This is a genomic window from Paraburkholderia sp. CI2 (assembly GCF_014201055.1).
Lineage (GTDB): Bacteria > Pseudomonadota > Gammaproteobacteria > Burkholderiales > Burkholderiaceae > Paraburkholderia > Paraburkholderia tuberum.
This window is the reverse complement of the sequence record NZ_JACHDL010000002.1, coordinates 1-25,725: the sequence shown is the minus strand read 5'-3', so window position 1 is coordinate 25,725 and position 25,725 is coordinate 1. Positions and strand designations below refer to the sequence as shown.

Annotated in this window: 19 protein-coding genes; 16 read left to right on the top strand and 3 right to left on the bottom strand. The window is 64.8% G+C overall.

Features of this window, described 5'->3' with window-relative positions:
• Nucleotides 1-27 precede the first annotated feature (27 nt).
• The 13 genes from HDG32_RS03880 (at nucleotide 28) to HDG32_RS03820 (ending at nucleotide 15,555) form a co-directional block, all read left to right on the top strand.
• Nucleotides 28-483 carry a low molecular weight phosphotyrosine protein phosphatase gene (locus HDG32_RS03880; protein ID WP_184063488.1) on the top strand — a complete coding sequence of 152 codons (456 nt, stop codon included), beginning with the start codon at nucleotides 28-30 and terminating at the stop codon, nucleotides 481-483.
• Nucleotides 477-1,682, top strand: coding sequence for a polysaccharide biosynthesis/export family protein (locus tag HDG32_RS03875; RefSeq protein WP_184063484.1), 1,206 nt, complete (start codon nucleotides 477-479; stop codon nucleotides 1,680-1,682). Before HDG32_RS03880 ends, HDG32_RS03875 begins: the two co-directional genes overlap by 7 nt.
• A gap of 136 nt (nucleotides 1,683-1,818) precedes the next feature.
• Entirely contained in the window at nucleotides 1,819-4,017 is a 2,199-nt protein-coding gene (locus tag HDG32_RS03870) for a polysaccharide biosynthesis tyrosine autokinase (protein WP_184064169.1), read from the top strand.
• Nucleotides 4,018-4,073: 56 nt separating this feature from the next.
• Nucleotides 4,074-5,015: a glycosyltransferase family 2 protein gene (locus HDG32_RS03865; protein WP_184063481.1), complete on the top strand. Its 942-nt coding sequence runs from the start codon at nucleotides 4,074-4,076 to the stop codon at nucleotides 5,013-5,015.
• Nucleotides 5,012-6,160, top strand: a complete 1,149-nt coding sequence (locus tag HDG32_RS03860; RefSeq protein ID WP_184063478.1) for a glycosyltransferase family 4 protein — start codon at nucleotides 5,012-5,014, stop codon at nucleotides 6,158-6,160. Before HDG32_RS03865 ends, HDG32_RS03860 begins: the two co-directional genes overlap by 4 nt.
• 3 nt (nucleotides 6,161-6,163) lie before the next feature.
• Nucleotides 6,164-7,666 (top strand): glucose-6-phosphate isomerase, encoded by a 1,503-nt coding sequence (locus tag HDG32_RS03855; RefSeq protein ID WP_184063475.1) that lies wholly within the window; start codon nucleotides 6,164-6,166, stop codon nucleotides 7,664-7,666.
• Nucleotides 7,663-8,892, top strand: a complete 1,230-nt coding sequence (locus HDG32_RS03850) for a glycosyltransferase family 4 protein (protein WP_184033600.1) — start codon at nucleotides 7,663-7,665, stop codon at nucleotides 8,890-8,892. The genes HDG32_RS03855 and HDG32_RS03850 overlap by 4 nt, the downstream gene beginning before the upstream one ends.
• Before the next feature lie 70 nt (nucleotides 8,893-8,962).
• Nucleotides 8,963-10,129, top strand: a complete 1,167-nt coding sequence (locus HDG32_RS03845; protein WP_184063472.1) for a glycosyltransferase family 4 protein — start codon at nucleotides 8,963-8,965, stop codon at nucleotides 10,127-10,129.
• A 328-nt stretch (nucleotides 10,130-10,457) separates the two neighbouring features.
• Nucleotides 10,458-12,836, top strand: coding sequence for an ATP-binding protein (locus HDG32_RS03840; RefSeq protein ID WP_184063468.1), 2,379 nt, complete (start codon nucleotides 10,458-10,460; stop codon nucleotides 12,834-12,836).
• 58 nt (nucleotides 12,837-12,894) lie between these two features.
• Nucleotides 12,895-13,608 carry a methyl-accepting chemotaxis protein gene (locus tag HDG32_RS03835; RefSeq protein WP_221307625.1) on the top strand — a complete coding sequence of 238 codons (714 nt, stop codon included), beginning with the start codon at nucleotides 12,895-12,897 and terminating at the stop codon, nucleotides 13,606-13,608.
• A complete protein-coding gene (locus HDG32_RS03830) occupies nucleotides 13,605-14,144 on the top strand; it encodes a hypothetical protein (RefSeq protein WP_184063462.1) in 540 nt (179 codons plus the stop codon). Before HDG32_RS03835 ends, HDG32_RS03830 begins: the two co-directional genes overlap by 4 nt.
• A 33-nt stretch (nucleotides 14,145-14,177) precedes the next feature.
• A complete protein-coding gene (locus tag HDG32_RS03825; protein WP_184063459.1) occupies nucleotides 14,178-15,158 on the top strand; it encodes a chemotaxis protein CheX in 981 nt (326 codons plus the stop codon).
• 31 nt (nucleotides 15,159-15,189) lie between these two features.
• Complete coding sequence (locus HDG32_RS03820; RefSeq protein ID WP_184063457.1) at nucleotides 15,190-15,555, top strand: response regulator; 366 nt, start codon at nucleotides 15,190-15,192, stop codon at nucleotides 15,553-15,555.
• A 42-nt stretch (nucleotides 15,556-15,597) separates the two neighbouring features.
• Here the strand turns inward: HDG32_RS03820 and gmd are convergent, their stop codons facing one another.
• From gmd to HDG32_RS03805, 3 genes are read right to left on the bottom strand one after another with little or no spacing between them, the layout of a single operon-like run.
• A complete protein-coding gene (gene gmd, locus HDG32_RS03815) occupies nucleotides 15,598-16,641 on the bottom strand; it encodes a GDP-mannose 4,6-dehydratase (protein WP_090804840.1) in 1,044 nt (347 codons plus the stop codon).
• Nucleotides 16,642-16,697: 56 nt separating this feature from the next.
• A complete protein-coding gene (locus tag HDG32_RS03810) occupies nucleotides 16,698-17,447 on the bottom strand; it encodes an SGNH/GDSL hydrolase family protein (protein ID WP_184063454.1) in 750 nt (249 codons plus the stop codon).
• The gene (locus tag HDG32_RS03805) at nucleotides 17,444-18,526 is read right to left on the bottom strand and encodes an acyltransferase (RefSeq protein WP_184063451.1); all 1,083 of its coding nucleotides are present in this window, start codon (nucleotides 18,524-18,526) and stop codon (nucleotides 17,444-17,446) included. The genes HDG32_RS03810 and HDG32_RS03805 overlap by 4 nt, the downstream gene beginning before the upstream one ends.
• A gap of 559 nt (nucleotides 18,527-19,085) precedes the next feature.
• On the opposite strand from HDG32_RS03805, the gene HDG32_RS03800 reads away from it, so the two are divergent.
• From HDG32_RS03800 to HDG32_RS03790, 3 genes are all read left to right on the top strand, one after another.
• Nucleotides 19,086-21,287 (top strand): hypothetical protein, encoded by a 2,202-nt coding sequence (locus HDG32_RS03800; protein ID WP_184063448.1) that lies wholly within the window; start codon nucleotides 19,086-19,088, stop codon nucleotides 21,285-21,287.
• A gap of 62 nt (nucleotides 21,288-21,349) precedes the next feature.
• The gene (locus HDG32_RS03795; protein WP_184063444.1) at nucleotides 21,350-22,816 is read left to right on the top strand and encodes a flippase; all 1,467 of its coding nucleotides are present in this window, start codon (nucleotides 21,350-21,352) and stop codon (nucleotides 22,814-22,816) included.
• The gene (locus tag HDG32_RS03790; RefSeq protein WP_184063441.1) at nucleotides 22,813-25,266 is read left to right on the top strand and encodes a glycosyltransferase family 4 protein; all 2,454 of its coding nucleotides are present in this window, start codon (nucleotides 22,813-22,815) and stop codon (nucleotides 25,264-25,266) included. Before HDG32_RS03795 ends, HDG32_RS03790 begins: the two co-directional genes overlap by 4 nt.
• Nucleotides 25,267-25,725 lie beyond the last annotated feature (459 nt).

The following is a 25,725-nucleotide window of genomic DNA, read 5'->3' as shown; positions in this document are numbered from 1 at the left end:
CGCGATCGCCGCGCGAGAGAGTCCGCCATGTTCGACAACGTTCTGATCGTGTGCCACGCCAACGTGTGCCGCTCGCCCGCCGCCGAGATGCTGTTCAAGGCGAGCCAGGCGCGCGCGCCGCGCTCGCGGGCCGCACCTATCGCGTTTCATTCGGCGGGCATTCGTGCGGTGAACGGCCACGGCATGGACCCGGTGATGCGGCGCCTGCTCGAAGAGCGCGGCGTCGCGGCCGGCGTTCACCACGCGCGGCGCCTCGAGCGCTCGCTCGTGCGCGCGGCCGATCTCGTGCTGGTGACCGAGCGCGCGCAGGTGAGCAAGGTCGAAGCGCTCGATCCGTCCGCGCGCGGCAAGGTCTATCCGCTCGGCAAGTGGGAAGCCGATTCGGACGTCGCCGATCCGCACGGCGGCGCGGAAGACGAATACAGGGAGAGTCTCGTGCTCATCGAACATCTGGTCATGGGATGGCTGAAAAAAATATGCTGAAGAAACCCCGCATCGAAAACTCATTCGCGAGCTTGCGCACGAAGCTCGCCGCCTCACTTCTGCTGACATCCTTTCTGTCGGCCTGCGCGACCGCACCGGGCAATTACCTCGACACGTCGCGGCTCAAGGACAACGATCAGGCGCCGAGCGAAACCTATCCGGTCCATCTGATCGACGCGAACCTGATCATGGCGCAGGCGCAAGCCGCCGCCGCGAAAACCCAGCCGTTGCCGCCAGCGGCGCTGTCCGATCCGTCGCTGTACGTGTACCACCTCGCGCCGCAGGACATTCTCGGCATCACCGTGTGGGATCACCCCGAGCTGACCACGCCGCAGGGCAGTACCTTGTCCTCGGGCGGCAATACCACGCAGACGATCGCGGGTGCGTTGCAGCAGCCGTATACGGCCGCGCTGCCGGGCCAGGCCGATCCGTACGGCCAGACCATCGCCGCCGACGGCACGATCTTTTTCCCGTTCGTCGGCCGCATCCAGGCCGCGGGCAAGACCACGACCGAGCTGCGCGCTCAGCTCGCCGCGCGCCTCGTGCCTTATATCCGCAATCCGCAGGTCGACGTGCGCGTGCTGTCGTATCGCGGCAAGAAGGTGCAGGTCACGGGCGAAGTGAAGCAGCCGGGACCGCTCGCGGTCAGCGACGTGCCGCTGACGCTGGTCGACGCGATCACGCGCTCGGGCGGCACGAACCCGGACGCCGACATCCAGCGCGTGCGACTCACGCGCAACCACAAGCTCTATGTGCTCAATGCCGATCGCATGCTCGATCAGGGCGATACCACGCAGGACGTGATGCTGCAGAACGGCGACGTGGTCAACGTGCCGGACCGCACCGACAGCCGCATCTTCGTGCTGGGCGAAGTGAAGACGCCGATCCAGGTGCCGATCGCGCGCGGCCGCATGACGATCGCCGACGCGCTCACGCAAGGGGGCGGCATCCTCAACACCGACGCCAATCCGCGCCAGATCTACGTGATGCGCGGCATGCGCGAGCATCCGACCACGCCCGAGGTGTTCCGCCTCGACATGACGCAGCCGGACTCGATCATGCTGTCCTCGCAGTTCCAGTTGCAGCCGCTCGACGTCGTGTACGTGGGCACCGCCGCGTCGACCACGTTCAACCGTGTGTTGCAGCAGGTGCTGCCGAGCGTGCAGACGCTGTTCTATCTGAAGCAGCTGACGCGCTGAACGTTTGGCCTGTAACGTCCCGCGCCGCCGTTGTCCGGGCGGTGCGGGACGTGCAACGAAAGCAGAAGTACCGCTGACGCGAAAGCCGAAGCCAACGACACGGGATGGAACAGTGAGCAATCAACTCTCTCCACACATGGCTGGTCCGATCAAGACCGAAGAAGAAGACGTCGTCCTCGGACAACTGGTGCAGGTGATCCTCGACGACATCTGGTGGCTGCTCGCGATCACCGCGATCATCGTCGCGATGGCGGTCGCGTACTGCTACCTCGCCAAGCCGACTTATTCGGCCGATGCGCACGTGCGCGTCGAGCAGTCCGACAGCATGTCGCAGGCGCTCACGCAAACGCAGACCGGTGCCGCGATCACGAGCGGCTCGACGTCGCTGCCGACCGACGCCGAGATCGAAATCATCAAGAGCCGTGGCGTGGTCGCGCCGGTCGTGCAGCAGCTGAAGCTGAACTTCAGCGTTACGCCGAAGACGATCCCGCTGCTCGGCAGCATCGCCGCGCGCCTCGCGACGCCGGGCCAGCCCGCGCGCGCGTGGCTGGGGCTCACGTCCTACGCATGGGGCGGAGAAAAAGTCGACGTCGATTCGATCGACGTGACGCCGTCGCTCGAAGGCGAGAAGCTGCTGCTGCGCGTGATCGACGCGCAGCACTATGAACTGTTCGCGCCGAACGGCTCGCTGCTGCTGCGCGGCCAGGTCGGGCAGCAGGCGCAGGGCGGGGGCGTGACGATGGTCGTCAACACGCTGATCGCGCGCCCCGGGCAGGAGTTCACCATCGTGCGCTCGAACGATCTCGATGCAATCACCGCGTTCCAGTCGGCGATCACGGTGCAGGAGCAGGGCAAGCAGACCGGCGTGATCCAGATCTCGCTGGAGGACAAGAGTCCCGAGCATGCGGCGCTCGTCGCCAATGCGCTCGCGCAGTCGTATCTGCGCGAGCACGTGTCGAACAAGCAGGCCGACGCAAGCAAGATGCTCGATTTCCTGAAGAGCGAGGAGCCGCGCCTGAAGGCCGATCTCGAACGCGCGGAGGCCGCGCTGACCGCTTATCAACGTCAGTCCGGCTCGATCAACGCGAGCGAAGAGGCGAAGGTCTACCTCGAAGGCAGCGTGCAATACGAGCAACAGATCGCCGCGTTGCGTCTGCAGATGACGCAGCTCGCCGAGCGCTACGGCGACGACCATCCGACGCTCGTCGCCGCGCGTCAGCAGATGACCGAGCTGCAGGCGCAGCGCACCAAATACGCGGACCGCTTCCGCGATCTGCCGGCCACCGAAGTGAAGGCCGTGCAGTTGCAGCGCGACGCGAAGGTCGCCGAAGACATTTACGTGCTGCTGCTCAATCGTGTGCAGGAGCTGTCGGTGCAGAAGGCGGGCACCGGCGGCAACGTCCATATCGTCGACGCCGCGCTGCGCCCCGGCGCGCCGGTCAAGCCGAAGAAGATGCTGATCATCTCGGCGGCCGTGATTCTCGGGCTGATCGCGGGCACCGGTTTCGTGTTCCTGCGCCGCAATCTGTTCAAGGGCATCGACGACCCCGATCACGTCGAGCGCGCGTTCCATCTGCCGGTGTTCGGCCTCGTGCCGCAAAGCGCCGAGCAGGTGCAGCTCGAAAACAGCTATGCGCGGGGCGGCGAACGGCAGCGTCCGGTGCTTGCGAACGCGCGGCCGAAGGACGTGACGATCGAAAGTCTGCGCAGCCTGCGCACTGCGATGCAGTTCACGCTGATGGACGCGCGCAACTGCATCGTGATGCTGACGGGGCCGATGGCCGGCGTCGGCAAGAGCTTCCTCAGCGTGAACCTGGCGATGCTGCTCGCCCATTCGGGCAAGCGCGTGTTGCTGATCGACGGCGACATGCGGCGCGGCACGCTCGAACGTTACGTGGGCGGCTTGCAGGAAAACGGCCTGTCCGAGCTGCTGAGCGGCCAGATCTCGCTGGAGGAAGCGATTCGCGGTTCGAGCGTCGAGGGCCTGAGCTTCATCTCGTGCGGCCGCCGTCCGCCGAATCCGTCCGAGCTGCTGATGTCGCCGCGACTGCCGCAGTATCTCGACGGCCTCGCGAAACGCTACGACGTGATCCTGATCGACACGCCGCCGGTGCTCGCGGTGACCGATGCGTCGATCATCGGCGCGTATGCGGGCTCGACGTTCTTCGTGATGCGCTCGGGCATGCACAGCGAGCTCGAGCTGGCCGATGCGCTGAAACGCCTGCGCTCGGCGGGCGTCCACGTGCAGGGCGGCATCTTCAACGGCATGCCGGCGCGCTCGCGGGTCGGCTACGACCGCGGCTACGCGGCGACTCAGGCATACCTGAGCACGTGACGCGGGCTCCGCACTGCAGCACCGACTTCTGCACGACAGGAACAGAGGACATCACGATGAAACTGACGGTACTGGTACCGACTTATCGCCGCCCGGCCGATCTGGCGCGCTGCCTCGCGGCGCTCGCGCGGCAATCGCGCGCGCCCGACGAAGTGATCGTGGTCGCGCGCGTCGACGACGACGCGACCCATGCGTGCCTGCGCGATCCGTCCACGGGCGGCCGCCTGCCGCTCGTGATCGCGCCGGTGGACATACCCGGCCAGGTCGCGGCCCTGAATCGCGGGCTCGACGCCGCGAGCGGCGACGTGATCGCGATCACCGACGACGACGCCGCGCCGCGCCGCGACTGGGTCGAGCGCATCGCGGCCGCGTTCGAAGCCGATGCGCGCCTCGGCGCGCTGGGCGGGCGCGACTGGGTGCACGAGAAAGGCCGCGTGCTCGACGGCGAGCGGCCGCTGGTCGGCAAGGTGACCGCGCACGGCAAGATCATCGGCAATCATCATCTGGGTGTCGGTGCGGCGCGCGAGGTCGACATCCTGAAGGGCGCCAACATGAGCTACCGGCGCGAAGCGGTGCGCACGATCCGCTTCGACGCGCGTCTGCGCGGCGCGGGCGCGCAGGTGCACAACGACATGGCGTTCAGCCTCGCGGTGAAAAACGCGGGCTGGAAGCTCGTGTACGACCCGCAGATCGCGGTCGATCATTTCCCGGCCGAGCGTTTCGACGACGACAAACGCGACGCGCAGACGATGGCCGCGCTGCGCAACGCCGCGTTCAACTTCCATCTGATCCTGCGCGACCAGTTGCCGCCGCTGCGCCGCGAAGCCGCGTGGTGGTGGTGGACGCTGGTGGGCACACGGCTTTATCCGGGCCTCACGCATGCGGCGCTCGCGCTGCTGTCGAAGCAGGCGCAGTTGAAGCTGTCGCGCTGGCGCGAGGTTCGCGCAGGCGCCCATGAGGCGCGGCGCGCGCTGTCGAAGAGCGGAGTGTCCGCATGAGCACGAAGGTTCACGTTCATCTCTTTTACGGCGCCGATCCGCGTTTTTATCGCAAGGGCGACGATATCGGCTGCCTGTACGGTTATCACCATGCGCAGTCCGAAGCATTCGCGCTGACTTATTCGCAAGACGCGCGCGAAAGCCGGCCCGTGCGGCTCGTACGGCGCGCGCTGAAGGCCGCGCTCGGCTTCGATTTCATCCATACGTGGCGCAATCGCGCGGAGATGCTGCGCTCGGACGTGATCTGGACGCATACCGAGCAGGAGTGGCTGTCCGCCGCGCTGATGCTGCTGCTGTGCGGGCGCAAGGCGGGGCCGGGCGCGTCGCCGCTGCTGCTCGCGCAAAGCGTGTGGCTGCTCGACAAGTGGCCGTCGTACGGCATCGTGCGCAGCTGGTTGTATCGCAAGCTGATGACGCGCGCGGATCGCTTGACGACACTCGCTAGCGAAAACGCCGGGTTGTGCCAACGCTATTTCCATCGCGACGCGACGCCGCTGCTGTACGGCCTGAACACGCGCGACTTCCCGGTCACCCCGCCGACGCACTGGACGCCGCGCGCGCCGCTGCGCATCGCGGCAATCGGCAACGATCGCGACCGCGACTGGGAGACGCTGATCAAGGCGGTCGGCAACGATCCGCGCTACACGGTGAAGCTCGCGACGCGGCGGCGCATTCCCGCGTCGCTGCGCGCGTCGAATGTCGAGATCGCGCTGTTTTCCGGCATCAAAAAGCAGCACGAGCTGTACGACTGGGCCGACGTGATCGTCGTGCCGCTGCGGCCGAACTCGCACGCGTCGGGTATCACGGTGATGCTCGAAGCGGCGGCGGTCGGCAAGCCGATGGTCGCGACCGACGTCGGCGCGCTGCGCGACTATTTCCCGGCCGACGAAGCCGCCTACGTGCCGCCGTTCAATCCGCAGGCACTGCGCGATGCGCTCGACCGACTCGCCGCCGAGCCTGACGAGGCGCTGCGCCAGGCGCAGGCAGCCGCGGCCGGTCTGCTCGCGCGCGATCTGACCACCCAGCACTACGCGATGCAGCACGTGCGGATCACGCGCGAGATGCTGAGCGCGAGCGCGCATGCCGGCGCGGCCACGCACGCGCAGCCCGCCGCACCCGGGCGCGAATCGCGCGGAGGCCTATAAGCGATGTCGACGATTCCGCGCGCGAACCCGTTGCCGCCGCCAGGCGCGGCCAACGCCGGCCCAGCAAAACAGGCCGCGAGCGGGCTGCTGTCAGGCGGCCCGCGAGAATGGCTGCCGCCGCTCCTGCTGTGGCTGATCGCCGCCGTGCTGATCGTCGCGCATCAGGGCACGGTGCTCACGCTGGCGTTCCCGGTGCTGGCGATCCTCACGGGTCTGTGGCTCTACTTCAAAAGCCCGGCGCGCTACATCGGCTTCATGTGGTGGCTGTGGTTCCTGAGCCCCGAAGTGCGGCGTCTCGCCGACTGGTCGAAGGGCGCGTTCACGCCGACGAGCCTGATCCAGGTCGCGCCGCTCGCCGTCACGATGATCAGCGGGCTGTCGCTGCTGCGCTACTACCGGCTGCTCGCGCAGCGCCGGGGCTTGCCGGTGCTGCTGATTCTGCTCGGCCTGATCTACGCGTTCCTGATCGGCGTGATGTCGAGCGGCCCGCTCGCGGCCACCTACGACCTCGCGAACTGGCTCTATCCGATCCTGATCGGCTTTCACATCATGGCGCACACGCGCCAGTATCCGCAGTATCGCGACACGATCATCAACACGTTCATCTGGGGGATGGTGGTGATGGGCGGCTACGGCCTGATCCAGTTTTTCATCATGCCGCCGTGGGACGCGCTGTGGATGCTCGGCTCGCAGATGAACTCGCAGGGCGACCCGGTGCCGATGGGCGTACGCGTGTTCAGCACGATGAACTCGTCGGGCCCGTTCGCGTTCGCGATGATGGGCGCGATGGTGTTCGTGATGGCCGCGCAGCATCGCGTGCGCTGGATCGCCGCCGCGCTCGGCTTCTTCTCGTTCGCGCTGAGCCTCGTGCGCTCGACGTGGGGAGGCTGGGTCATCGCGCTCCTGATCCAACTGGTGAAGTCGAACAACAAGGTGCGCGTGCGCATCGTCGCGAGCGCGGTACTGCTCGCCGGCTTGTGCGTGCCGCTGCTGGCGGTCGGCCCGGTGGCCGAGCGGATGCAGGCGCGGCTAAACACGATCGTCAATCTGCACGACGACCAGAGCTACGCGGCGCGTAACGAGTTCTACGCGACCTTCGCGAAGACCGCGTTTACCGACGTCTCGGGCGAGGGCATGGGCGCGACCGGCACCTCGACGAAACTGTCCAACGACGGCGGCCAGCTCGGCCAGTACGGCAACTTCGACAGCGGCGTGATGAACATTCCGTTCGTGCTCGGCTGGCCCGGCACCTTGCTGTACATGTCCGGCATCGTGTGGCTGCTGACGCGCGCGGTGCTCGGCTCGTTCAGGCTGCGCGACGACAAGTTCGTCTCCGCGTGCCTGAGCCTGTGTCTTGCGACCTTCGCGATGCTCGTGTTCACGAACTCGCTGGTCGGCACCGGCGGCCTGCTGCTTTTCATGGGCGCTTTTTCGATTCTTTCCGCGGTTCACCACGAAAAAATGAACCGCGCACGCACGCTATTTCTCCACGGAGGCACGGATTGAGAGTCGCCATTGTCACGCATGTAGTGCGCCATAACGACGGCCAGGGGCGCGTCAACCACGAGATCGCGCGCGCGGCGCTCGACGAGAACATCCGCGTGACGCTGGTCGCGTCGCACGTGGCGCCCGAGCTGCTCGCGCATCCTAACGTGCGCTGGGCGCCGGTGAAGATCGGCCGCTGGTGGCCCACCAATCTGCTGCGCCAGCAGGTGTTCGCGGCGAAGAGCGCACTGTGGCTGCGCGCGCATCGCCGCGACTACGACGTGCTGCACGTGAACGGCTTCATCACCTGGATGCGCGCCGACGTCAATACCTCGCATTTCGTGCATAGCGGCTGGTTCGCGAGCAAGTACTACCCGTTCGGTCTCACGAAGGGCGTGTGGTCCGCGTACCAGTCGGTCTATACGCGCTGCAACGCGTTGCTCGAGCGCTGGGCGTACCGGCGCTCGAAGGTGATCACCGCGGTGTCGCAGAAGGTCGCCGACGAAATCCGCGCGATCGGTCTCACGCCGCGCAACCGCGTGGACGTCATCTACAACGGCGTCGACACGCAGGGCTTCGCGGCGGCGAGCGGCGATCGCGCAAAGTTCCAGCTACCAGACGATGTGTTCCTGCTGCTGTTCGTCGGCGACCTGCGCACGCCGCGCAAGAATCTCGGCACCGTGCTCGCCGCGTTGAAGCATCTGCCCGAGCATGTGCAGATCGCGGTGGCCGGCTTTCTGCCGGGCAGCCCGTATCCGGACGAGGCGAAGGCGCTCGGCATCGCGCATCGCGTGCATTTTCTCGGGCTCGTGAAGGAAATGCCGGTGCTGATGCATTCGGTCGACGCGTTCGTGTTCCCGTCGCGCTACGAAGCGATGAGTCTGTCGCTGCTCGAAGCGATGGCGGCGGGGCTGCCCGTCGTGACCGCGCGCACGGCCGGCGGCGCCGAGATCATCACGCCCGAGTGCGGCATCGTGCTGGACGATCCCGACGACCCGCAAGCGCTCGCTCGCGCGGTCGCGCAACTCGCCGGCGACGACAGCGCGCGCCACGCGATGGGCAAAGCCGCGAGCGAACTCGCGACCGGCTTCGGCTGGGCGCGCATGGCCGCGCAATACATCGCGCTGTACCGGCAGCTGGCCGGGCAGCAGGAAAACCGCCGGCGCAGCCAGACGGAAGCGACGGTCGTCGCGCAGAACGATGCGCTGACGCTGAACCATCTCGCCGGACAGAAGAGCGTGGAATGACCGCGCGAAGCGCGCCATCCACGTCTACACATAGCAACTCACCGCAAGCAACACACAGGGGCACACCATCATGACGACTGGCTCAATCAAATCACTGCAGATCGGGATGCACTGGTTTCCCGAACGCGCGGGCGGCCTCGACCGCATGTACTACTCGCTGGTCGGCGCGCTGCCGGGCGCGGGCGTCGCGGTGCGCGGCGTCGTCGCCGGCTCGCCGCAAGTCGCGGCCGATACCGGTGGCGCGATCAACGGCTTCGGCTCCGCCGCGCAATCGCTGCCGCTGCGGCTAATGGCGGCCCGCCGCGCGCTACGCCACGAAATCCGCACGTCGCGGCCCGATGTGATTTCGTCGCACTTCGCGCTCTATACGTTTCCGGGGCTCGACGTGACGCGCGGCATTCCGCAGGTGTCGCATTTTCAGGGACCGTGGGCCGACGAGAGCCACGTCGAAGGCGCCGATTCGTTCGGCCAGCGCGCGAAGCGTTATCTGGAGCAGTCGGTATACGCGCGTTCGTCGCGGTTGATCGTACTGTCCGACGCGTTCGGCAAGATTCTCACGACGCGCTACGGCATCTCGCCGGAGCGCGTGCGCGTGGTGCCGGGCTGCGTCGATGTCGAGCAGTTCAATCTGCCGGTCACGCCGGCCGAGGCGCGTCTGCGTCTGCAGTTGCCGCAGGACCGACCGATCGTGCTGGCGGTGCGACGGCTGGTGCGGCGCATGGGTCTCGAAGATCTGATCGATGCGGTGAAGCTGCTCAAACGCAGCGCGCCCGACGTGCTGCTGCTGATCGCGGGCAAGGGTCGGCTCGAAGGTGAGCTAGAGGCGCGCATCGCCGACGCGGGGCTCGAACACAACGTGAAGCTGCTCGGCTTCGTGCCCGATCAGCATCTGGCGGCGCTGTATCGCGCGGCCAATCTCAGCGTCGTGCCGACCGTCGCGCTGGAAGGCTTCGGGCTCATCACGGTCGAATCGCTCGCGTCGGGCACGCCGGTGCTGGTGACGCCGGTCGGCGGATTGCCCGAGGCGGTGGCGGGATTGTCGCCCGATCTGGTGTTGCCGGAGACCGGCGCAGCTGCGATCGCCGCGGGTCTCGCCGGCGCGCTGAACGGTACGCTGAAGTTGCCCGATGCGGATGCATGCCGCCGCTATGCGCGCGAACGCTTCGATAACGCGGTGATCGCGAAGCGGGTCGCGGCGGTGTATGCCGAAGCGATTGCGGGGAGCGTGCTGCATTGAAGCGCAGCGGCGGCGGTTCAATCGAATGAAAAAAGGGCGAGGCTCGGATCGCTGCGTTCGGGCCTCGCGTTCATGTCGCCGCAAGACCGGCAAAAAAACAGGCCACAAATAACGGCACTTTTCTATTGAACTTGAGCCCGGATCAGCCCTTGGCCGCGATTTTCCGACCTTATTTTTCAAATCCCTGAAACGTGGCGCCCGGCGTCGACTTCGTCACGTTGACGTCACACATCCGCGACGATAATCCTCGCGCCCGAAAGTACAAAAACACACGGGCGTCCCGCCAGAAAGCGGGGACCTTGTATTTTCAGATCTCGGGGATTTTCAGATGACCATCCGCCACCGCATCACGCTTCTCGTCATTCTGATGCTTGTCGCGCTATCCGCCATTGGCGGATACGCCGTGCTTCAGACCCGCAACAGCGCCGCCAACGTCAGGCAGGTCACCCAGGGCGTCGTGCCGAGCGCGCTCGCGTCGGCAGACCTCGTATCGCAGGTCAAGGACGTGCAGCTCGCGATGATGACGCTCGTCTATGCGCCTGACGCGAACATGGTCTCGCAGGCTCAAGACCTGCTGAAGAGCAAGGAAGCGTCGTTGCAGGCGGCGCTCGACGTGCAGGCGAAGGCCGCGCAAGGTCAGGCCCAAACCGGGCTCGTGAGCCAGGCGCGCGACAGCCTCGCGAATTATTTCAATGCGGTCAACGACACCGCGAAGATGAAGGCCGACGGCAAGAACGAACTGGCGCAGGCCTATCTGTTCGCGAACGTCGCGCAATACCGCGATGAACTCGAAGGCATCGTCGAGACGCTGCGGATCGAAAAGAACCGCCAGAAAGATGCCGCGATCGACGAACTGAACAGCGCGCTCGCCACCACGACGACGGCGATCGGCGCCGCGACCGGCGCGGCCATCGTCGTGCTGTTGCTGATCAGCGCGCTGCTGTATCGCCAGATCACCCGGCCGCTGAGCCGCATGCAGGTGGAGATGAGCGAGATCGCGGCGAGCCAGGACTTCACGCGCCGCGTGCCGGTCGGACGCATGGACGAGATCGGTCATTCGATCGTCGCGTTCAACGGCATGATCGAGAAGATCCAGCAAAGCTCGCTGCAACTGAAGCAGAAGACCGCCGATATCCAGGCGATGCTGCAAAACATGCAGCAGGGGATTCTGACGGTGGTCGAAGGCGTGGTCGTGCATCCGGAGTACTCCGCCTATCTCGAGGCCATCTTCGAGACGCGCGAGATTGCGGGCCGTCCGTTGCTCGATCTCGTGTTCGGCGGCACCGGGATCAACAGCGATGCGCTATCGCAGATCGAAGCGGCGCTGCAGGCATGCATCGGTGAAGACAGCATGAACTTCGAGTTCAATCAGCACCTGCTCGTCAACGAGATCGCCAAGCCGATGGCCGATGGCCGCGTGAAGACGCTCGATCTGAGCTGGTCGGCCATCACCGACGAACACGACGTCGTGCTGCGTTTGATGCTGTGCGTGCGCGACGTGACCGAACTGCGCGCGCTCGCCGCCGAGGCCGGCGAACAGAAGCGCCGGCTGGAAATGATCGGCGAGATTCTCGCGGTGAGTCAGGAGAAGTTCCATCACTTCGTCGAAAGCGCGACGGGCTTCATCAGCGAGAACGAACGGATCATCCGTCAGCATCACGAGCCGAGTCACGAAGCCGTCGCCGAGCTGTTCCGCAACATGCACACGGTCAAGGGCAATGCGCGCACGTACAGCCTTCAGCATCTGACCGGCATCGTCCACGAAACCGAACAGCGCTACGACGCATTGCGCCGCGCTGACAGCAGCGAAGCGTGGGACCAGCAGCTTCTGATCGAGGATCTGCAGCGCGTGAAGGCCGCGCTCGAAACCTATGCGACGATCAACGAAGTGAGCCTCGGCCGCAAGGGGCCGGGCCAGAGCGGCGCGGTGGATCGCTACCTGATGGTCGATCGCGAGTTGATCCAGAAGCAGCTGGATCTGCTCGACAGCGCCGATCCGGCCGACCGGGACGCGCTCGTGTCGATGCGCGAATCGTTGCAGCGCGAACTGCGCCTGTTGGGCACCGAATCGGTCTACGAAGCGCTCGCGGGCGTGCTCGACTCGCTGCCGTCTCTGGCGGCCGAACTCGGCAAGGAGGCGCCGGTCGTCAGCATCGACAACAACGGCTACCGCGTGCGCAGCGAGGTCAGCCATACGCTGCGCAATGTGTTCACGCACCTGCTGCGCAACTCGGTCGACCACGGCATCGAGCCTGCCGCCGAGCGTGTCGCGAACGGCAAGGACGCGGCCGGCGTCATCGAACTGGAAGTGGGCGTCGACCATCACGCGCTGCAGATCACCATCAGCGACGACGGCCGCGGTCTCGCGCTCGCGAAAATCCGCGGGGCCGCGATCGAACGCGGCTGGATCGACGCCGATGCCGCGCTCAGCGACGAAGCGATTGCCGAAATGATTTTCCGTTCCGGCTTCTCGACCGCGCAGACCGTCAGCGAGATTTCGGGCCGCGGCGTCGGCATGGATGCCGTGCGCGATTTCGTGCGGCGCGAGCATGGCCGCATCGAATTGCGTTTCACCGACGATCGTCGCGGCGCGGACTATCGCCGCTTTCAGACCGTCGTGTCGTTCCCCGAGGACTGGGCGGTGGACAGTCTCGAAGCGTCCGCCGATGCAGTGCGCGAGCGTGACGCGGATGCGTTAGCAGGCTGATGACGGCCTGATGGATTGAACGAAGCGATGGGAGCAGGTTGTGCTTGAAAGTTATCTTTTGGCCGCAGGCGTTGGCGGTATCCTCTGCGCACTCGCGACAGGAATTTTTTATCGTCGGAAGCTTCGCGCGGGTGCGCAGGCGCAGCGTGTCGACGCGCTCGCGCGGCAGGCCCTCGAGCAGCAACTCGACGCGGCGGTCCGGCTCGGCGAGCAGGCCAACAGCGAGCGCGCCGCACTGGAGGCGATGCTCGCCGATCTGCGCGCGCAAGCGGAGCAGTGCGCGCACGATCGCGAAGCGTTGCAGGCGTCGCTCGACGCCGCGAGTTCGCGAAGCGACGAATGGCTGCAGCATGCGACGCGGATCGCGCACGAGGCGGGCCGTCTGAAGACGCTGACCATCACGTTCGAGCGTTGGCACGAGCAGATGATTTCGCTGATGTCGCAGAACCGCGACATGCACAAGAAGAACCAGGAGCTGTCGTCGATCGTGCAGCACGTGCTGATCGTTTCGCTGAATGCGTCGATCGAAGCGGCGCGCGCCGGCACCGCGGGTCGCGGCTTTTCGATCGTCGCGGGCGAAGTGCGCTCGCTGGCGTCGCGCTCGCAGGAGTTGTCGAAGAGCTATCGCGAGAGCCTGCATCGCAACGACCTGACGACAACGGCGACGTTCCAGGACATCCAGGCCGGCGGCAAGATGATCACGGCGTCGCTCGGCGGCGTCGAAGTGCTGGCGACCCAGTTCCAATCCCGGCTCGAGCAGGCCGCGGCGTGATTACCGATCAGGCGAAGCAAAGCATCGCGGACATCTTCTGTCACGCGGCCCGCGCGAGATTGCCCGCGACGCCGGGCGATTCGTGCGAGATCACGGCGGTGCCGAGGTGGGATCGCGATCATCCGGCCGGACCTTGCGCGATGGCGTTGACGATCTCGTCGATCGGCTTTCGTCTGCTGTTCGTGCTGCATTTCGGCAAGGACGACGCGACGCACGCCTACTACGCCAGCGGCGACACGGCGCGTTCGCTGTCGGAAACGCTGATGGAACTCGGCAACCTGTGCTGCGGCTACATGAACCAGCAACTGGTCAATCATTTCCCCGATCTTGGCATGTCGACGCCGTATGAATTGAACAGCGCCTGTGTCGAGTATCTGGACGAGTTGGGGCCCGATCACGTGTGGGCGTACGAGCTGACGATCGGCGGTGCGGCCCGGCTGGGTGTCACGTTATGTCTATGCGTGCAGGCGCCCCTCGATTTCAAGGCTGAACTCGCCACGGCCGACGAGGCCGAAGGCGAACTCGAACTTTTCTAGCCCCTCAACACTGCACTCGCAGACTGAAACACGATGAATACCAGCAAGCCCGTCAGCAAGGTGCTCGTGCTCGACGACTGTCCGGCACACGCGCAGGCGCTGAAGCTCTTTTTCGACGAACACAACCTGATCGCACTGAAGGTGCGCGACAGCAACCGCCTCGGCTCGGTACTGGCCACCAATATCGATCTCGGCGGCGTTCTGCTGGCGGATAACTACGGCGGATCGGTCGAGCAGGCGGCGACGACCGCCGCGCGCATCAATGCCTTGCGCCCCGAACTGCCGGTGATCCTGCGTTCGAGCGGCAACGCGCCGCTCGAACGGCTTCCGAAGCCGTTGACGAACGCGGCATGCGCGCATTTCAATGCCGCCGATCTGACGGCGCTGCGTGAAGCCGTCGATCAATACATCTTCAGCCTCGACTTCCCGAACGCGCTCGTGCGCGGTATCGCGGAGATCACGCAAGCGCGGCTCGCCACGTTGTTCGACGGCGTCACGGTGCAACGCGACACGCCCAGTATCGTGCGCGATCGAATCATCTTCGGCGAGGTCTTCAGCCTGATTCCGCTCGAAGGCAACTGGTGTCGCGGCTATATGTTGATGCAGGCCGAAGAGGAGCCGCTGCTCGGCATGATCGATCGCGATCGCGCGGCACGCGACCCCGGCATGGGCGCGGGGCAACCGGGCTTTCGCGATCTGAACGACGTGCTCGGCGAATTGACCAATCTGATCTGGGGGGCATTCAAAAACCGCTTCCTCGCTCAGCAGAACGCTCGCGAAGCAAGTCAGGTGCAGGTGCCACTGCTGGTCAATCACAAGCATCGCTACATCTCGTTCGGCTCGGACAATCCGCAGTTGCGGTTTCAATATCGATTGAGCGACGCCGCGAGCGGACAGTCGGTGTCGATCGACCAGCGCTTCGTTTTCAACCTGAGCTGGTCACCCGAAGATTTTTCTGAAAACGCGGTGGATGTCGACGATCTCGTCGAGTCCGGCGAACTCGATCTGTTTTGATACGACGCGTCGGTGACGCAAGGGAATGGTTATGGCAAAGATTCTGGTGGTGGACGATTCGAGCACGGTGCGCGATGAAGTCGCGGGTTTTCTGGCGAAAAACGGTTTCGACGTCGCGACGGCCATCGACGGCAAGGATGGCCTTGCGAAGCTGAAAACGGATTCGAATATCCGCCTGATCGTCAGCGACGTGAACATGCCGAATATGGACGGCCTGACGATGGTCGAAAAAATCCGCGGCGAACTCGCGAACAAGACCGTCAACGTGATCATGCTGACGACCGAAAGCAGCCCCGCGATGAAGGAGCGCGGCAAGGCCGCCGGCGTGAAGGGCTGGATCGTCAAGCCGTTCAAGGGCGATGCGGTGCTGGAGACGTTCCGGAAACTGGCGGGTTGACGGGGCCGTGTGCGGCGAGCCCCGCCGCACACGGATGCCGTGTTAGAACGTCTCGTGGTGCTCGTTGCGCGCGATGTCCGCCTGCACCATCATCTGGCAAAGCTGTTCGAGCGAGGTTTGCGGTTGCCAGCCGAGCGTGTCGCGCGCCTTGTCCGCGCAGCCGATCAGCAGGTCCACTTCGGCCGGCCGATAGAACTTCGGATTGACGCGCACGAGCGTCTTGCCGGTCGCGACGTCGATGCCGGTCTCGCGCTCGTCCTTGCCCGACCATTCCAGCTGATAGCCGGCCGCCGTAAACGCCATGCGCACGAAATCGCGAACCGTTTCGGTGCGGCCGGTCGCGAGCACGAAGGTGTCGGGCGCGTCGGCCTGCAGCATGCGCCACATGCCCTCGACGTATTCGAGCGCGAAGCCCCAGTCGCGCTGCGCGCTCAGGTTGCCGAGTTCGAGCACGTCCTGCTTGCCGAGCTTGATCTTCGCGACCGTGTCCGAGATCTTGCGCGTGACGAATTCGCGGCCACGTAGCGGCGATTCGTGATTGAACAGAATGCCGCTGCTCGCGAACAGGTCGTACGACTCGCGATAGTTGATCGTCGACCAGTGCGCGAACAGCTTCGCGACGCCATACGGGCTGCGCGGATAGAACGGCGTGCTTTCGCGTTGCGGCACCGCCTGCACGAGGCCGAACATCTCGGAGGTCGACGCCTGGTAGAAGCGTGTCTTCGGGCTCAGGATACGCAGGCCTTCGAGCAGATTCAGCGCGCCGACGCCGGTCACTTCGGCGGTGGTCACCGGCTGGTCGAACGACACGCCGACGAAGCTCTGCGCGGCGAGGTTGTACAGCTCGTCGGCCTGCGTGCCGTCGAGCAGGCGCAGCGTCGAGCCGAGGTCGGTGAGGTCGTGTTCGACGAGACGCAGATTCGGATGATCGAGCACGCCAAGCTCACGCATGCGCCAGAAGTTGACCGAACTCGTGCGCCGGTAGGTGCCGGTCACGTGATAGCCCTTGTCGAGCAGCAGCCGGGTCAGATAGGCGCCGTCCTGTCCGGATACGCCGGTGATGATCGCTTTGCGTGGTTGGCTCATAGCTTGCCTTCTAGTTTGTGAGAGAAAAGAGAACGGAACGCGCCTAGGGGCCTGGCTCAATGCGCGTTGTCCAGCAGCCGCCGCACCAACGGTTCGACGACCCGATAATCCTGTTCGGCCTTCAGCCGGTACAACTCCGGCTTTGGATGCGCGCCGTCCGACATCAGCGACTTCCAGTCGGGCAGGCTGCTCACATACGCGTATTGATCGACGAGCGGCACCTGCTGTTCGGCTGCCACGCGTCGCGTCATCGCTATCATCGCGGCGAGCCGGGCGTTGAGCCGGTCATCGGGCATCGGGTTCGAGGTCTGCAAAACAGGCTCCTTGCCGAGCGCTCGCGCGGTTTGCACGAGCGACGTCTCGGCCGCGTAAAACTGCTCGGGCGTCTGGTTGTGCATCACTTCGTTGATGCCGTAGTTGATCAACACGATCCGCGCGGGCGAGGCGGCGAGACGTTCGCGCCACGGCAGTCCCGCCGTCGGCCCCGCGCGACGATTGCCGGTGCCGTCGCGCAACTGCCAGGCCATCGTGCCGCCGACGCCGTAGTTCGTGACGCGCACGCGCTCGCCGTCATGCGCCTGCAACGCTTGCTGCAGATACGTGACGGCGTTGCGGGCTTGCGGGCCGCAGTGGCCATCGCTGCAGGTGATGCCGAGCGTGGTCGAGTCGCCGTAAGCGTCGATCAGCAGTTGCGTCGGCGATGACACTGCCGACTCGGCCACGGCCGCGCGCGTTGCCGGCGCGATCAGCAGCAGCGCCGACACGACACCCAGCACGTGGGCAGCAACAACGGCCAGGCGGTTCATGCGCGGCCTTGCGGTGCTTGCCGTGCAACGTTGGCGCCGGCGCGGGTCGTCGCTCTCGACCCGCGCGCGCCGAAAATCAGGCGCTTCTCGAATGCGAACCACGTGATGCTCGCGTACACGAGCGTGATAGCGAGCGCGATCGCAGCGCTCAGATAGCGATTCAGATGCAGCGGCCACACCATGTACAGCACGCTCAGGTGGATCAGGTAGATCGTGTAGCTGATGGTGCCGATATAAACGAGCACGCGATTGCACAACAGCCGCTTCACGATGCCCTTGCTCTGCAGCGCGATCACGACGATCGACGTACACAGCACCAGCGACACGCTATACAGCCCGGCATTCGACAACGGCGTATTCGCTGCGCGAAAACGCGGGTAGTGCAGATGCAGCCATGCCAGCACCGCAAGCGCGGCCAGAGCGCCGAGCACCGCGAGTCCCTTGAACGGTTCGAGCGCATTGCGATCGCGCCGCACGGCAACCGCGAGCAGCGCGCCGGCCGCGAGCAGATCCATGCGGAACGGCGTCAGGTAGTAGATCGGCCAGAACGAATCGAACCACGGCGTCGCGAGCGCGCGCAGCAGCGGCACCAGAACGATCAGCGCGGCCGCCACCAGCCCAAGCAGACGCTCGGGCACGAGCAGGATCACGAACGGCCAGAAGATATAAAACTGCTCCTCGACCGCGAGCGACCACAGCACGTTGAGGCTGTCATGACCGCTTTGATTAAGCGCATCGCCGATATTGGTCGCGAAGAACGCGTACCAGTACCAGTGCTGCGCCCACGCGAGGCCGAACAGCAGCGACGACACGGCCATCAGCAGCAGGTACGGCGGCAGGATGCGGCGCGCGCGCCGCGCATAGAAATAGCTGAAATACGACTGCTGGCGCGACTTGCGATCGAGCAGGATGCCGCTGATCAGAAAGCCGCTCAAAACGAAGAACAGATCGACGCCCATCCATAGCGGCGCTTTCAACGCGTGCTGCGCGAACACCGCGAGCACGGCGATCGCGCGCAGACCGTCGAGCTGCACGATGCGGGAATGGGAGGGCGCGAGGGGCAATGCGCTGGCTGTCATGAACCGTCCATGGTGTAAAGCGGATGGGCCGGGCGAAGGGCCGCGCGGTTCGCCACGGATTGCCAGCGAACAGGCGCGCGCTTCGCGTCGCAACTGAAGTGCAATCGATTCTAGGGAAAAGAAACTCGAGAAAAAATCCGTTGGAATGGGCTAATTGAATCAGATTGAAACAGGGTATTTCTTTGGCCATTATAGAAAGATTTATATGCTTATGTGGTGAGCATCGGGCAATCCGTAATAAATGCGCATTGCGGGATATCACATCGGTAGGAAAGGGAGATCGTCGCGACAGAGGCGACTGACGGCGAGGCTTGCGCTTTTATCGATTTTTAAAATCGTTTCTTTTTGCGACGTATAAGCGGACGAATTTTTTTGAATTATTTTCGATTTTCGTCGCCGCATTTTTTCCGCGTAACTTAGCCGTGCGGACGGCTGCCTTCAGGCGCCGCGCTTCAATCGGTTGCGCTTCGTTTCGCTTTGCCACATCACTGAATTTCGCCCCGAGCGGGCGCAGGTCCGCGTGCATCGCGTTGACCGGACATCGACTGGAGGTTCCGCCTTGCGCCGTATCACGTTCAAAAGCTGGTTCGCCCTGACGGCCTGCGCTGCCGGCGTCGTCGCCGCATCGGCCAGTCTGCCGGCTCGCGCCGAAACCGCTTTGAACGCGAAGACCTCATGGATCGGCAACAGCTTCGGCTTTGGCGATGGCACATGGACGCAGATCGATATCACCGCGATCGCGGTCACGCCCGACGGCAAGGTCTATACGAACGCGCCGTGGGACGAAAGCGGCGCTGAAGCGAGCGTCTATCAGGACGGCAAGATGCTCGGCTTCGCGGGCGGCACGCATGGCTGGGGCAACGCCGGCGGCAATGCGATCGCGGTCAACCGCAAATATGCATTCGTTGCGATCGCGGTCGGCAATGAAAAGGGACGCCTGGTCGAGCCGGGCGTGTGGCCGGACAAGGGTAAGCAATGGTTTGGTATCTCGCGGCGCCTGATCGGCGAGCCGAAGCGCGTGGCACCGTTTCAGCCCGCGGCTAAAAACGCGGACCCGCACGCGCAGCTCGCGGCCGGCTTCCGGATGATGAACGAAGTGCCGACCGGCACGAACGCCGAGATCGGCGGGCTCGCCGCGAACGACACGACGCTGTTCGCGGCCAATACCGCGCGCAATCGCATCGAAGTCTACGATGCCGAATCGATGCAGCAGAAAGCGACGTGGAACGTGCACGAGCCTGGACGTATCGCGCTCGCGCCCGACGGCACGCTATGGGTGCTCAGCGGCACGCGCGGCGATCGCGCGCCGGGTATCGAGCATTACACGGCGACCGGTCAGCGCATCGACGAGACCATCACGCTGCCGGCCGATACGGTCGCGGTCGACCTCGCCGTCGATGCGCAAGGCCGCCTCCTGATCGCCGATAACGGTCCGCGCCAGCAGGTGCTGTTCTTCACGAAGCGCGACGGCCGCTACACGGAGTCGGGCACGCTCGGCGAGCGCGGCGGCATTTTCAGCGGCGTCGCGGGCAAGCCCGGACCGTTGCGATTCAACGGGTTGACCGGCGTGGGTGTCGATGCGCGCGGCAACGTGTACGTGTCGACCAATGGCATCGGTCCGCGTTACGAGCCGATCGGCGCGGGCCTCGGCGCAACGCTCGAAAGTTATGCGCCGAACGGCAAGCGCAACTGGCAGGTCGAGGGGCTGCTGTTCGTCGACGGCGCGTGGATCGATCCGGCCCGGCCCGACAGCGTCTATACCGGCAACAAGCGCTTCGAACTCGATTTGTCGAAGCCGTCTGGACAGGACTGGAAATACGCGGGGTTCCTGTCGAACCGGTTCAAGTACCCGGACGATCCGGTGTTCCATACCGACCAGTATCCGGGTCTGCCGATCGCGCGGCGGTTGAAGGGGCACACGTTCCTCTATCTGACCGACATGTATGCGGATCATCTGAAGATCTATCGCTTCGATCCGCAGCATGACGGCGAGACCGCGATTCCCTCGGGATTTATCGCAGGTCGCGAGCGCGCGGTCGCGAAGGTGCCGAATGCACCGCCGGGCGGTGACTGGATCTGGCGCGACACGAATGGCGACGGGCGCTTCGATCGCGACGAATACACGCTGAACACGAGCGGCACGAAGCTCGCGGGCGGCTGGGGCTGGTGGGTCGATATGGCCGGCGACATCTGGCGTACCCGGGATACGAAGGGCATCTATCGCTTCCGTTTCGGCGGACTCGACGCGAAGGGCAACCCGGTCTACTCGTACTCGAACCTGACGCAGTACCCGGTCCCGGCACCGTTCAGCGAACTCCATCGCGCGATCTATGAACCCGATACCGACACGATGTACGTGAGCGGCTATACGGCCGATATGCCGACCGCGCAGGGCTTCTGGAAGGAAGTGGGGCGCGTGCTGGTGCGCTACGAAAAGTGGTCGAGCGGCAAGCCGGTGCAGCGCTACGCGATCACGCTGCCGTGGCAGACGCAGAGCAAGCCCATCGCGACGATCATCGGCGTCACGGTCGAGGGGCAATACGTGTTCGGCGTCGAGCCGGTCGGCGCGGTGCACGTGTGGGACAAGGACAGCGGCAAGGAACTCGGCGTGATCCGGCCGGGCCCCGAAGTGGGCCGCGCGTCGGGTTGGGTCGACGTGCCGAACGGTATCAGCGCGACGAAGCGCGGCGATGGCGAGTACCTCGTCTTCGTCGAGGAAGACGCGCGCGGCAAGGTGCTGATGTATCGCTGGAAGCCTTGAGGTGCGTTGGCCTCTCTGACGCAGCCCCGCACGCAATCTAACCGCAAAACCGAAGGGATTCGATGGACAAAGGCATTCTCAGGAACGTGGCGATCAACTTTTTCGGGCTCGTGCTGCCGACGTTCGTATCGCTCGTGACCGTGCCGTCGTATATCCGGCTGCTCGGCGTGGAGCGCTACGGTGTGATCAGTCTCGTGTGGACGCTGATCGGCTACTTCGGGATTCTCGATCTCGGCATGAGCATGGCCGCGCAGAACCATATTTCGAAGGCGCGCGCGTCGGGCGATCAGCAGGAAAGCGCGCGCGTGTTCTGGAGCGCGACGTGGCTCAATCTGACGACCGGCGTGGTGGGCGGTCTGATCATCTACTTCGGCGCGTTCCTGTATACCGCGTATTTCACGAAGGTATCGCCCGAGCTGCAGCACGAAGTCTATATGGCGCTGCCGTGGCTCGCGGTCGCGATTCCGATCGCGAACGTGTCGTGGGTGTTCGCGGGCGCGATCAATGGCGCGGAACGCTTCGGCGTCTACAACACGAACCAGACGATCGGCACGTTCCTGTTCCAGCTGCTGCCGCTCGGTGCCGCGTTGTGGCTCGGCGCGACTTTGCAGAACGTACTCGCCGCGGCAGTCGTCGCGCGGATTCTCGCGGCATTGCTGCTCGGCCGCTACGCGCTGAAAGTGCTTGAAATCCGCAGCATTCAGCCGCCGCGGCTCGGCGTCGCAAAGGGGCTGTTCAACTTCGGCGGCTGGATGCTGATCGCGAGCGTGACGACGATGGTCGCCGATTCGCTCGATCGCGTAATGCTAGGTTCACGGCTCGGCGCGCGTTTCGTCACGTACTACACGGTGCCGCAGAACCTCGTCACGCGTCTGAACATCGTGCCGACCGCGCTGGTGCGCACGCTGTTTCCGCGGCTTTCCGCAGTCGGCCGCGCCGACGCCGACACGATCACGCAGCAATCGCTCGAATTTCTGAACGGCGTGTTCACGCCGGTCGCGCTCGTCGCGATGCTGGTGCTCGAACCGTTCCTGCATCTGTGGGTCGGCAACGAGATCGCGACGGTCGCGGCGCCCGTGGGCCGCATCATGATCGTCGCCGTGTGGCTCGTCGGCCAGGCGAACGTGACGCGCATCCTGATTCAGTCACAGGTCAATCCAGCCACCGCCGCGCGCATCGGCCTCGTCGAGTTGCCGCTTTTCGCCGGCGCGCTGTGGCTCGGTATCACGCATTTCGGGCTGACGGGCGCGGCGGTCGCGGTCGCTGCCCGCGCGCTGTTCGACTACGCGGTGCTGCTGCGTTTCGCCGCGATCCGCGCGCGCCAGATCGTGCTCGACATGCTCGCCCATCTCGCCTTCCTGCTCGCCAGCCTGTGGCTCGCCAGCTTCCTGCCGAGCCTCGCGCTCGCGATCGCCGCCGGTGTGCTGATGGTCGGCGCGAACGTCGCGTGGTCGATCACGATGACGCCCGCCTTGCGCAATCTTGCGCGTTCACTGCTATTGCGACTGAATCCGAGGAAAAGCGCATGAATCACGACGTCCTTGAAAAAAAACTGTTGAGGCCCGCGACGCGCAGCGCGCTCGACGAACTGACGAGCGTGCCCGGCATCCAGCCGGCACCGCGCCGTACCGCACCGCGCGCGCGCAAAAGCGTGCGCATCGCGATCGTGCACGACTGGCTCGTCACCTACGCGGGCGCGGAGAAAGTGCTCGAGCAGATCATCGCGTGCTTTCCCGATGCGGACCTGTTCAGCCTCGTGGACTTTCTCGACGATCGCAGCTTCCTGCGCGGCAAGCCGGTGACGACGTCGTTCATCCAGAAGCTGCCGCTCGCGCGCAGCAAGTACCGCTCGTATCTGCCGCTGATGCCGCTCGCGATCGAGCAGCTCGACGTGTCGGCGTACGACGTCGTGATCTCGAGCAGTCACGCGGTCGCCAAGGGCGTTCTGACCGGTCCCGATCAGGTGCATATCAGCTACGTGCATTCGCCGATCCGCTATGCGTGGGATTTGCAGCATCAGTATCTGCAGCAGTCGAAGCTGACCAACGGCCCGAAGTCGGCGCTGGCGCGGCTGATTCTGCATTACATGCGCAACTGGGATATCCGCACGTCCAACTCGGTCGACGGCTTCGTCGCGAACTCGGCGTTCATCGCGCGACGCATCAAGAAGGTGTATCAGCGCGACGCGCAGGTGATCTTCCCGCCGGTCGATGTCGAGGCGTTCACGCTGTGCACGGAGAAGGAAGACTTTTATCTGACCGCCTCGCGCATGGTGCCGTACAAGAAAATCGATCTGATCGTCGAGGCGTTCGCGCGGATGCCCGAGCGCAAGCTCGTCGTGATCGGCGACGGACCCGACATGGCGAAGATCCGCGCGAAGGCGGGGCCGAACGTCGAGATCATGGGCTATCAACCGTTCGAGGTGCTGAAGGACCGCATGAGCCGCGCGAAGGCATTCGTGTTCGCGGCCGAAGAGGACTTCGGCATTTCGGTGGTCGAGGCGCAGGCTTGCGGCACGCCGGTGATCGCGTACGGCAAGGGAGGGGCGCTCGAAACGGTGCGCGATCTGTCGGAGCCGAAGCCGACCGGCATGTTCTTCGATGAACAGGATACCGACTCGATCATCGCTGCCGTGAATCGTTTCGACGAGCTTCGGCACCGGTTCCTGCCGGAGAATTGCCGCGGCAACGCCGCGCAGTTTTCGGCCGCGCATTTCCGCGAGCGCTTTTTCTCGCAGGTGCGCGCGGCGGTGCCCGCGTTGCGCACGGCGACGCTGCCGGCCTATACGCCGTATCGGCCGGCCGTGCAGGGCGCCGCGAACGTGCCGCGCATTCTCGCCGTCGATCAGAGCGGCGTGCTCGGCGGCGCCGAACTGTCGCTGCTCGAAATCGTCAAGGCGCTGCGCTCGCGCATCGAGGTCGTGCTGTTCGACGACGGGCCGTTCAACACCGCACTCGCGAAAACCGGCGTCGAGGTCACTGTACTCGATGCCGGCGCGCTCAAAAATGTGCGCAAGCAGGGCGGTTCGATGCCGAAAGGTCAGGCGTTGAAGGGACTCATCTCACTCGTGCGTGCCACCGCGAAACGCGCGCGCAAGGTGGATGTGATCTACGCGAACACGCAGCGTGCGATGGTGATCGGCGCGGTGGCCGGCAAGCTCGCGAGACGGCCGGTGGTCTGGCATTTGCGCGACATCGTCAGCGCCGAGCATTTCGGCGGCAAGCAGCTTGCGATCATCAAGTGGTGCGCGCGGCTCGGCCTCACGCACGTGATCGCCAATTCGGCTGCGTCGGCGCAGGCGTTTGCGAAGCTCACGCGGTTCGACAGCAAGCGCATCGACGTCGTGTTCAACGGGATCGCCGCGGAACCGTTCGACGCATTGCGCACGGTGCCGCAAGCGGTGCTGCGCGAGCGCCTGAGTCTGCCGCGCGACGCGTTTCTCGTCGGCTCGTTCAGCCGGCTTGCGCGTTGGAAGGGACAACATGTGCTGCTCGAAGCGATGGTGCTCAATCCGCAGATGCATGCAGTGCTGGTCGGCGCGGCGCTGTTCGGCGAGGACCAGTACGAGAGCGAACTGCGCGCCTTCGTCGCCGCGCAAAAGCTTGGCGAGCGCGTGCATTTTCTCGGCTTCCAGCACGATATTCCGGCCTGCATGTGCGCGGTCGACGCGGTCGTGCATACGTCGATCACCCCGGAGCCGTTCGGCCGCGTGATCGTCGAGGGGATGCTCGCGCAGCGGCCGGTCGTGGCGTCGCGCGCAGGCGGCGTGCTCGAAATCATCGACGACTACGAGAACGGCGTGCTGTGTACGCCGGGCGACGCGCATGCGCTCGCCGATACGCTCGCCGAATTGCGCTCGAACGGCGACTTGCGCGACAAACTGGTCAGGAACGGCTATCGAACCGCGCAGGAGCGCTTCGGCACGCGCAGCTATGTGGATGGGGTTGCGCAGATTCTGACCGGCGTGGCAGCGCGGTGACGAGGTGATTTTTACGCGAGGGTAGACGAGGGCTTGGCCAGTCCTTGCTTGGCGTAGCGGAGCGAAAGTCTCGAACGACTTTCGCTCCGTTTTTTTTATTGCACCGACCGGCATCGATTCCTGACGGTAAAGGTGGCTCAACGCCGCCCTTTTTGTTGAACCGCGATTGCGGAAATATGCATTGAAAATGAGATACGCGAAATCATCAGAGCTTTCCAATACCGAAATGAGCCTGGAGAGCGGGAACTGGAAGCGGATATTCCTGATAGTTGATCGTTGATTGAAGCCATCAGTTTAAAGGCATGGGTCGATTGAATGTTGATCGATGTGGCGTGCGTGTTGCGCTGGGGAAGCGGTGGAGGGTGTAGCCCGTAGCCGCTTCCCCAGCGCGGCCAATATAGGGACTAGGCTGCGCTTTCACGCGCGTAGCTCCAGACATCGCCGTATCGGGCGCGCACT

Excerpts from the sequence above, each read along its gene's own strand:
- HDG32_RS03805 (WP_184063451.1), bottom strand. The coding sequence starts at position 18,526 with ATGACAGCCAGCGCATTGCCCCTCGCGCCCTCCCATTCCCGCATCGTG.
- HDG32_RS03875 (WP_184063484.1), top strand. The coding sequence starts at position 477 with ATGCTGAAGAAACCCCGCATCGAAAACTCATTCGCGAGCTTGCGCACG.
- HDG32_RS03865 (WP_184063481.1), top strand. The coding sequence starts at position 4,074 with ATGAAACTGACGGTACTGGTACCGACTTATCGCCGCCCGGCCGATCTG.
- gmd (WP_090804840.1), bottom strand. The coding sequence starts at position 16,641 with ATGAGCCAACCACGCAAAGCGATCATCACCGGCGTATCCGGACAGGAC.
- HDG32_RS03820 (WP_184063457.1), top strand. The coding sequence starts at position 15,190 with ATGGCAAAGATTCTGGTGGTGGACGATTCGAGCACGGTGCGCGATGAA.
- HDG32_RS03870 (WP_184064169.1), top strand. The coding sequence starts at position 1,819 with ATGGCTGGTCCGATCAAGACCGAAGAAGAAGACGTCGTCCTCGGACAA.
- HDG32_RS03840 (WP_184063468.1), top strand. The coding sequence starts at position 10,458 with ATGACCATCCGCCACCGCATCACGCTTCTCGTCATTCTGATGCTTGTC.
- HDG32_RS03880 (WP_184063488.1), top strand. The coding sequence starts at position 28 with ATGTTCGACAACGTTCTGATCGTGTGCCACGCCAACGTGTGCCGCTCG.
- HDG32_RS03795 (WP_184063444.1), top strand. The coding sequence starts at position 21,350 with ATGGACAAAGGCATTCTCAGGAACGTGGCGATCAACTTTTTCGGGCTC.
- HDG32_RS03855 (WP_184063475.1), top strand. The coding sequence starts at position 6,164 with ATGTCGACGATTCCGCGCGCGAACCCGTTGCCGCCGCCAGGCGCGGCC.
- HDG32_RS03790 (WP_184063441.1), top strand. The coding sequence starts at position 22,813 with ATGAATCACGACGTCCTTGAAAAAAAACTGTTGAGGCCCGCGACGCGC.
- HDG32_RS03825 (WP_184063459.1), top strand. The coding sequence starts at position 14,178 with ATGAATACCAGCAAGCCCGTCAGCAAGGTGCTCGTGCTCGACGACTGT.
- HDG32_RS03810 (WP_184063454.1), bottom strand. The coding sequence starts at position 17,447 with ATGAACCGCCTGGCCGTTGTTGCTGCCCACGTGCTGGGTGTCGTGTCG.
- HDG32_RS03845 (WP_184063472.1), top strand. The coding sequence starts at position 8,963 with ATGACGACTGGCTCAATCAAATCACTGCAGATCGGGATGCACTGGTTT.
- HDG32_RS03860 (WP_184063478.1), top strand. The coding sequence starts at position 5,012 with ATGAGCACGAAGGTTCACGTTCATCTCTTTTACGGCGCCGATCCGCGT.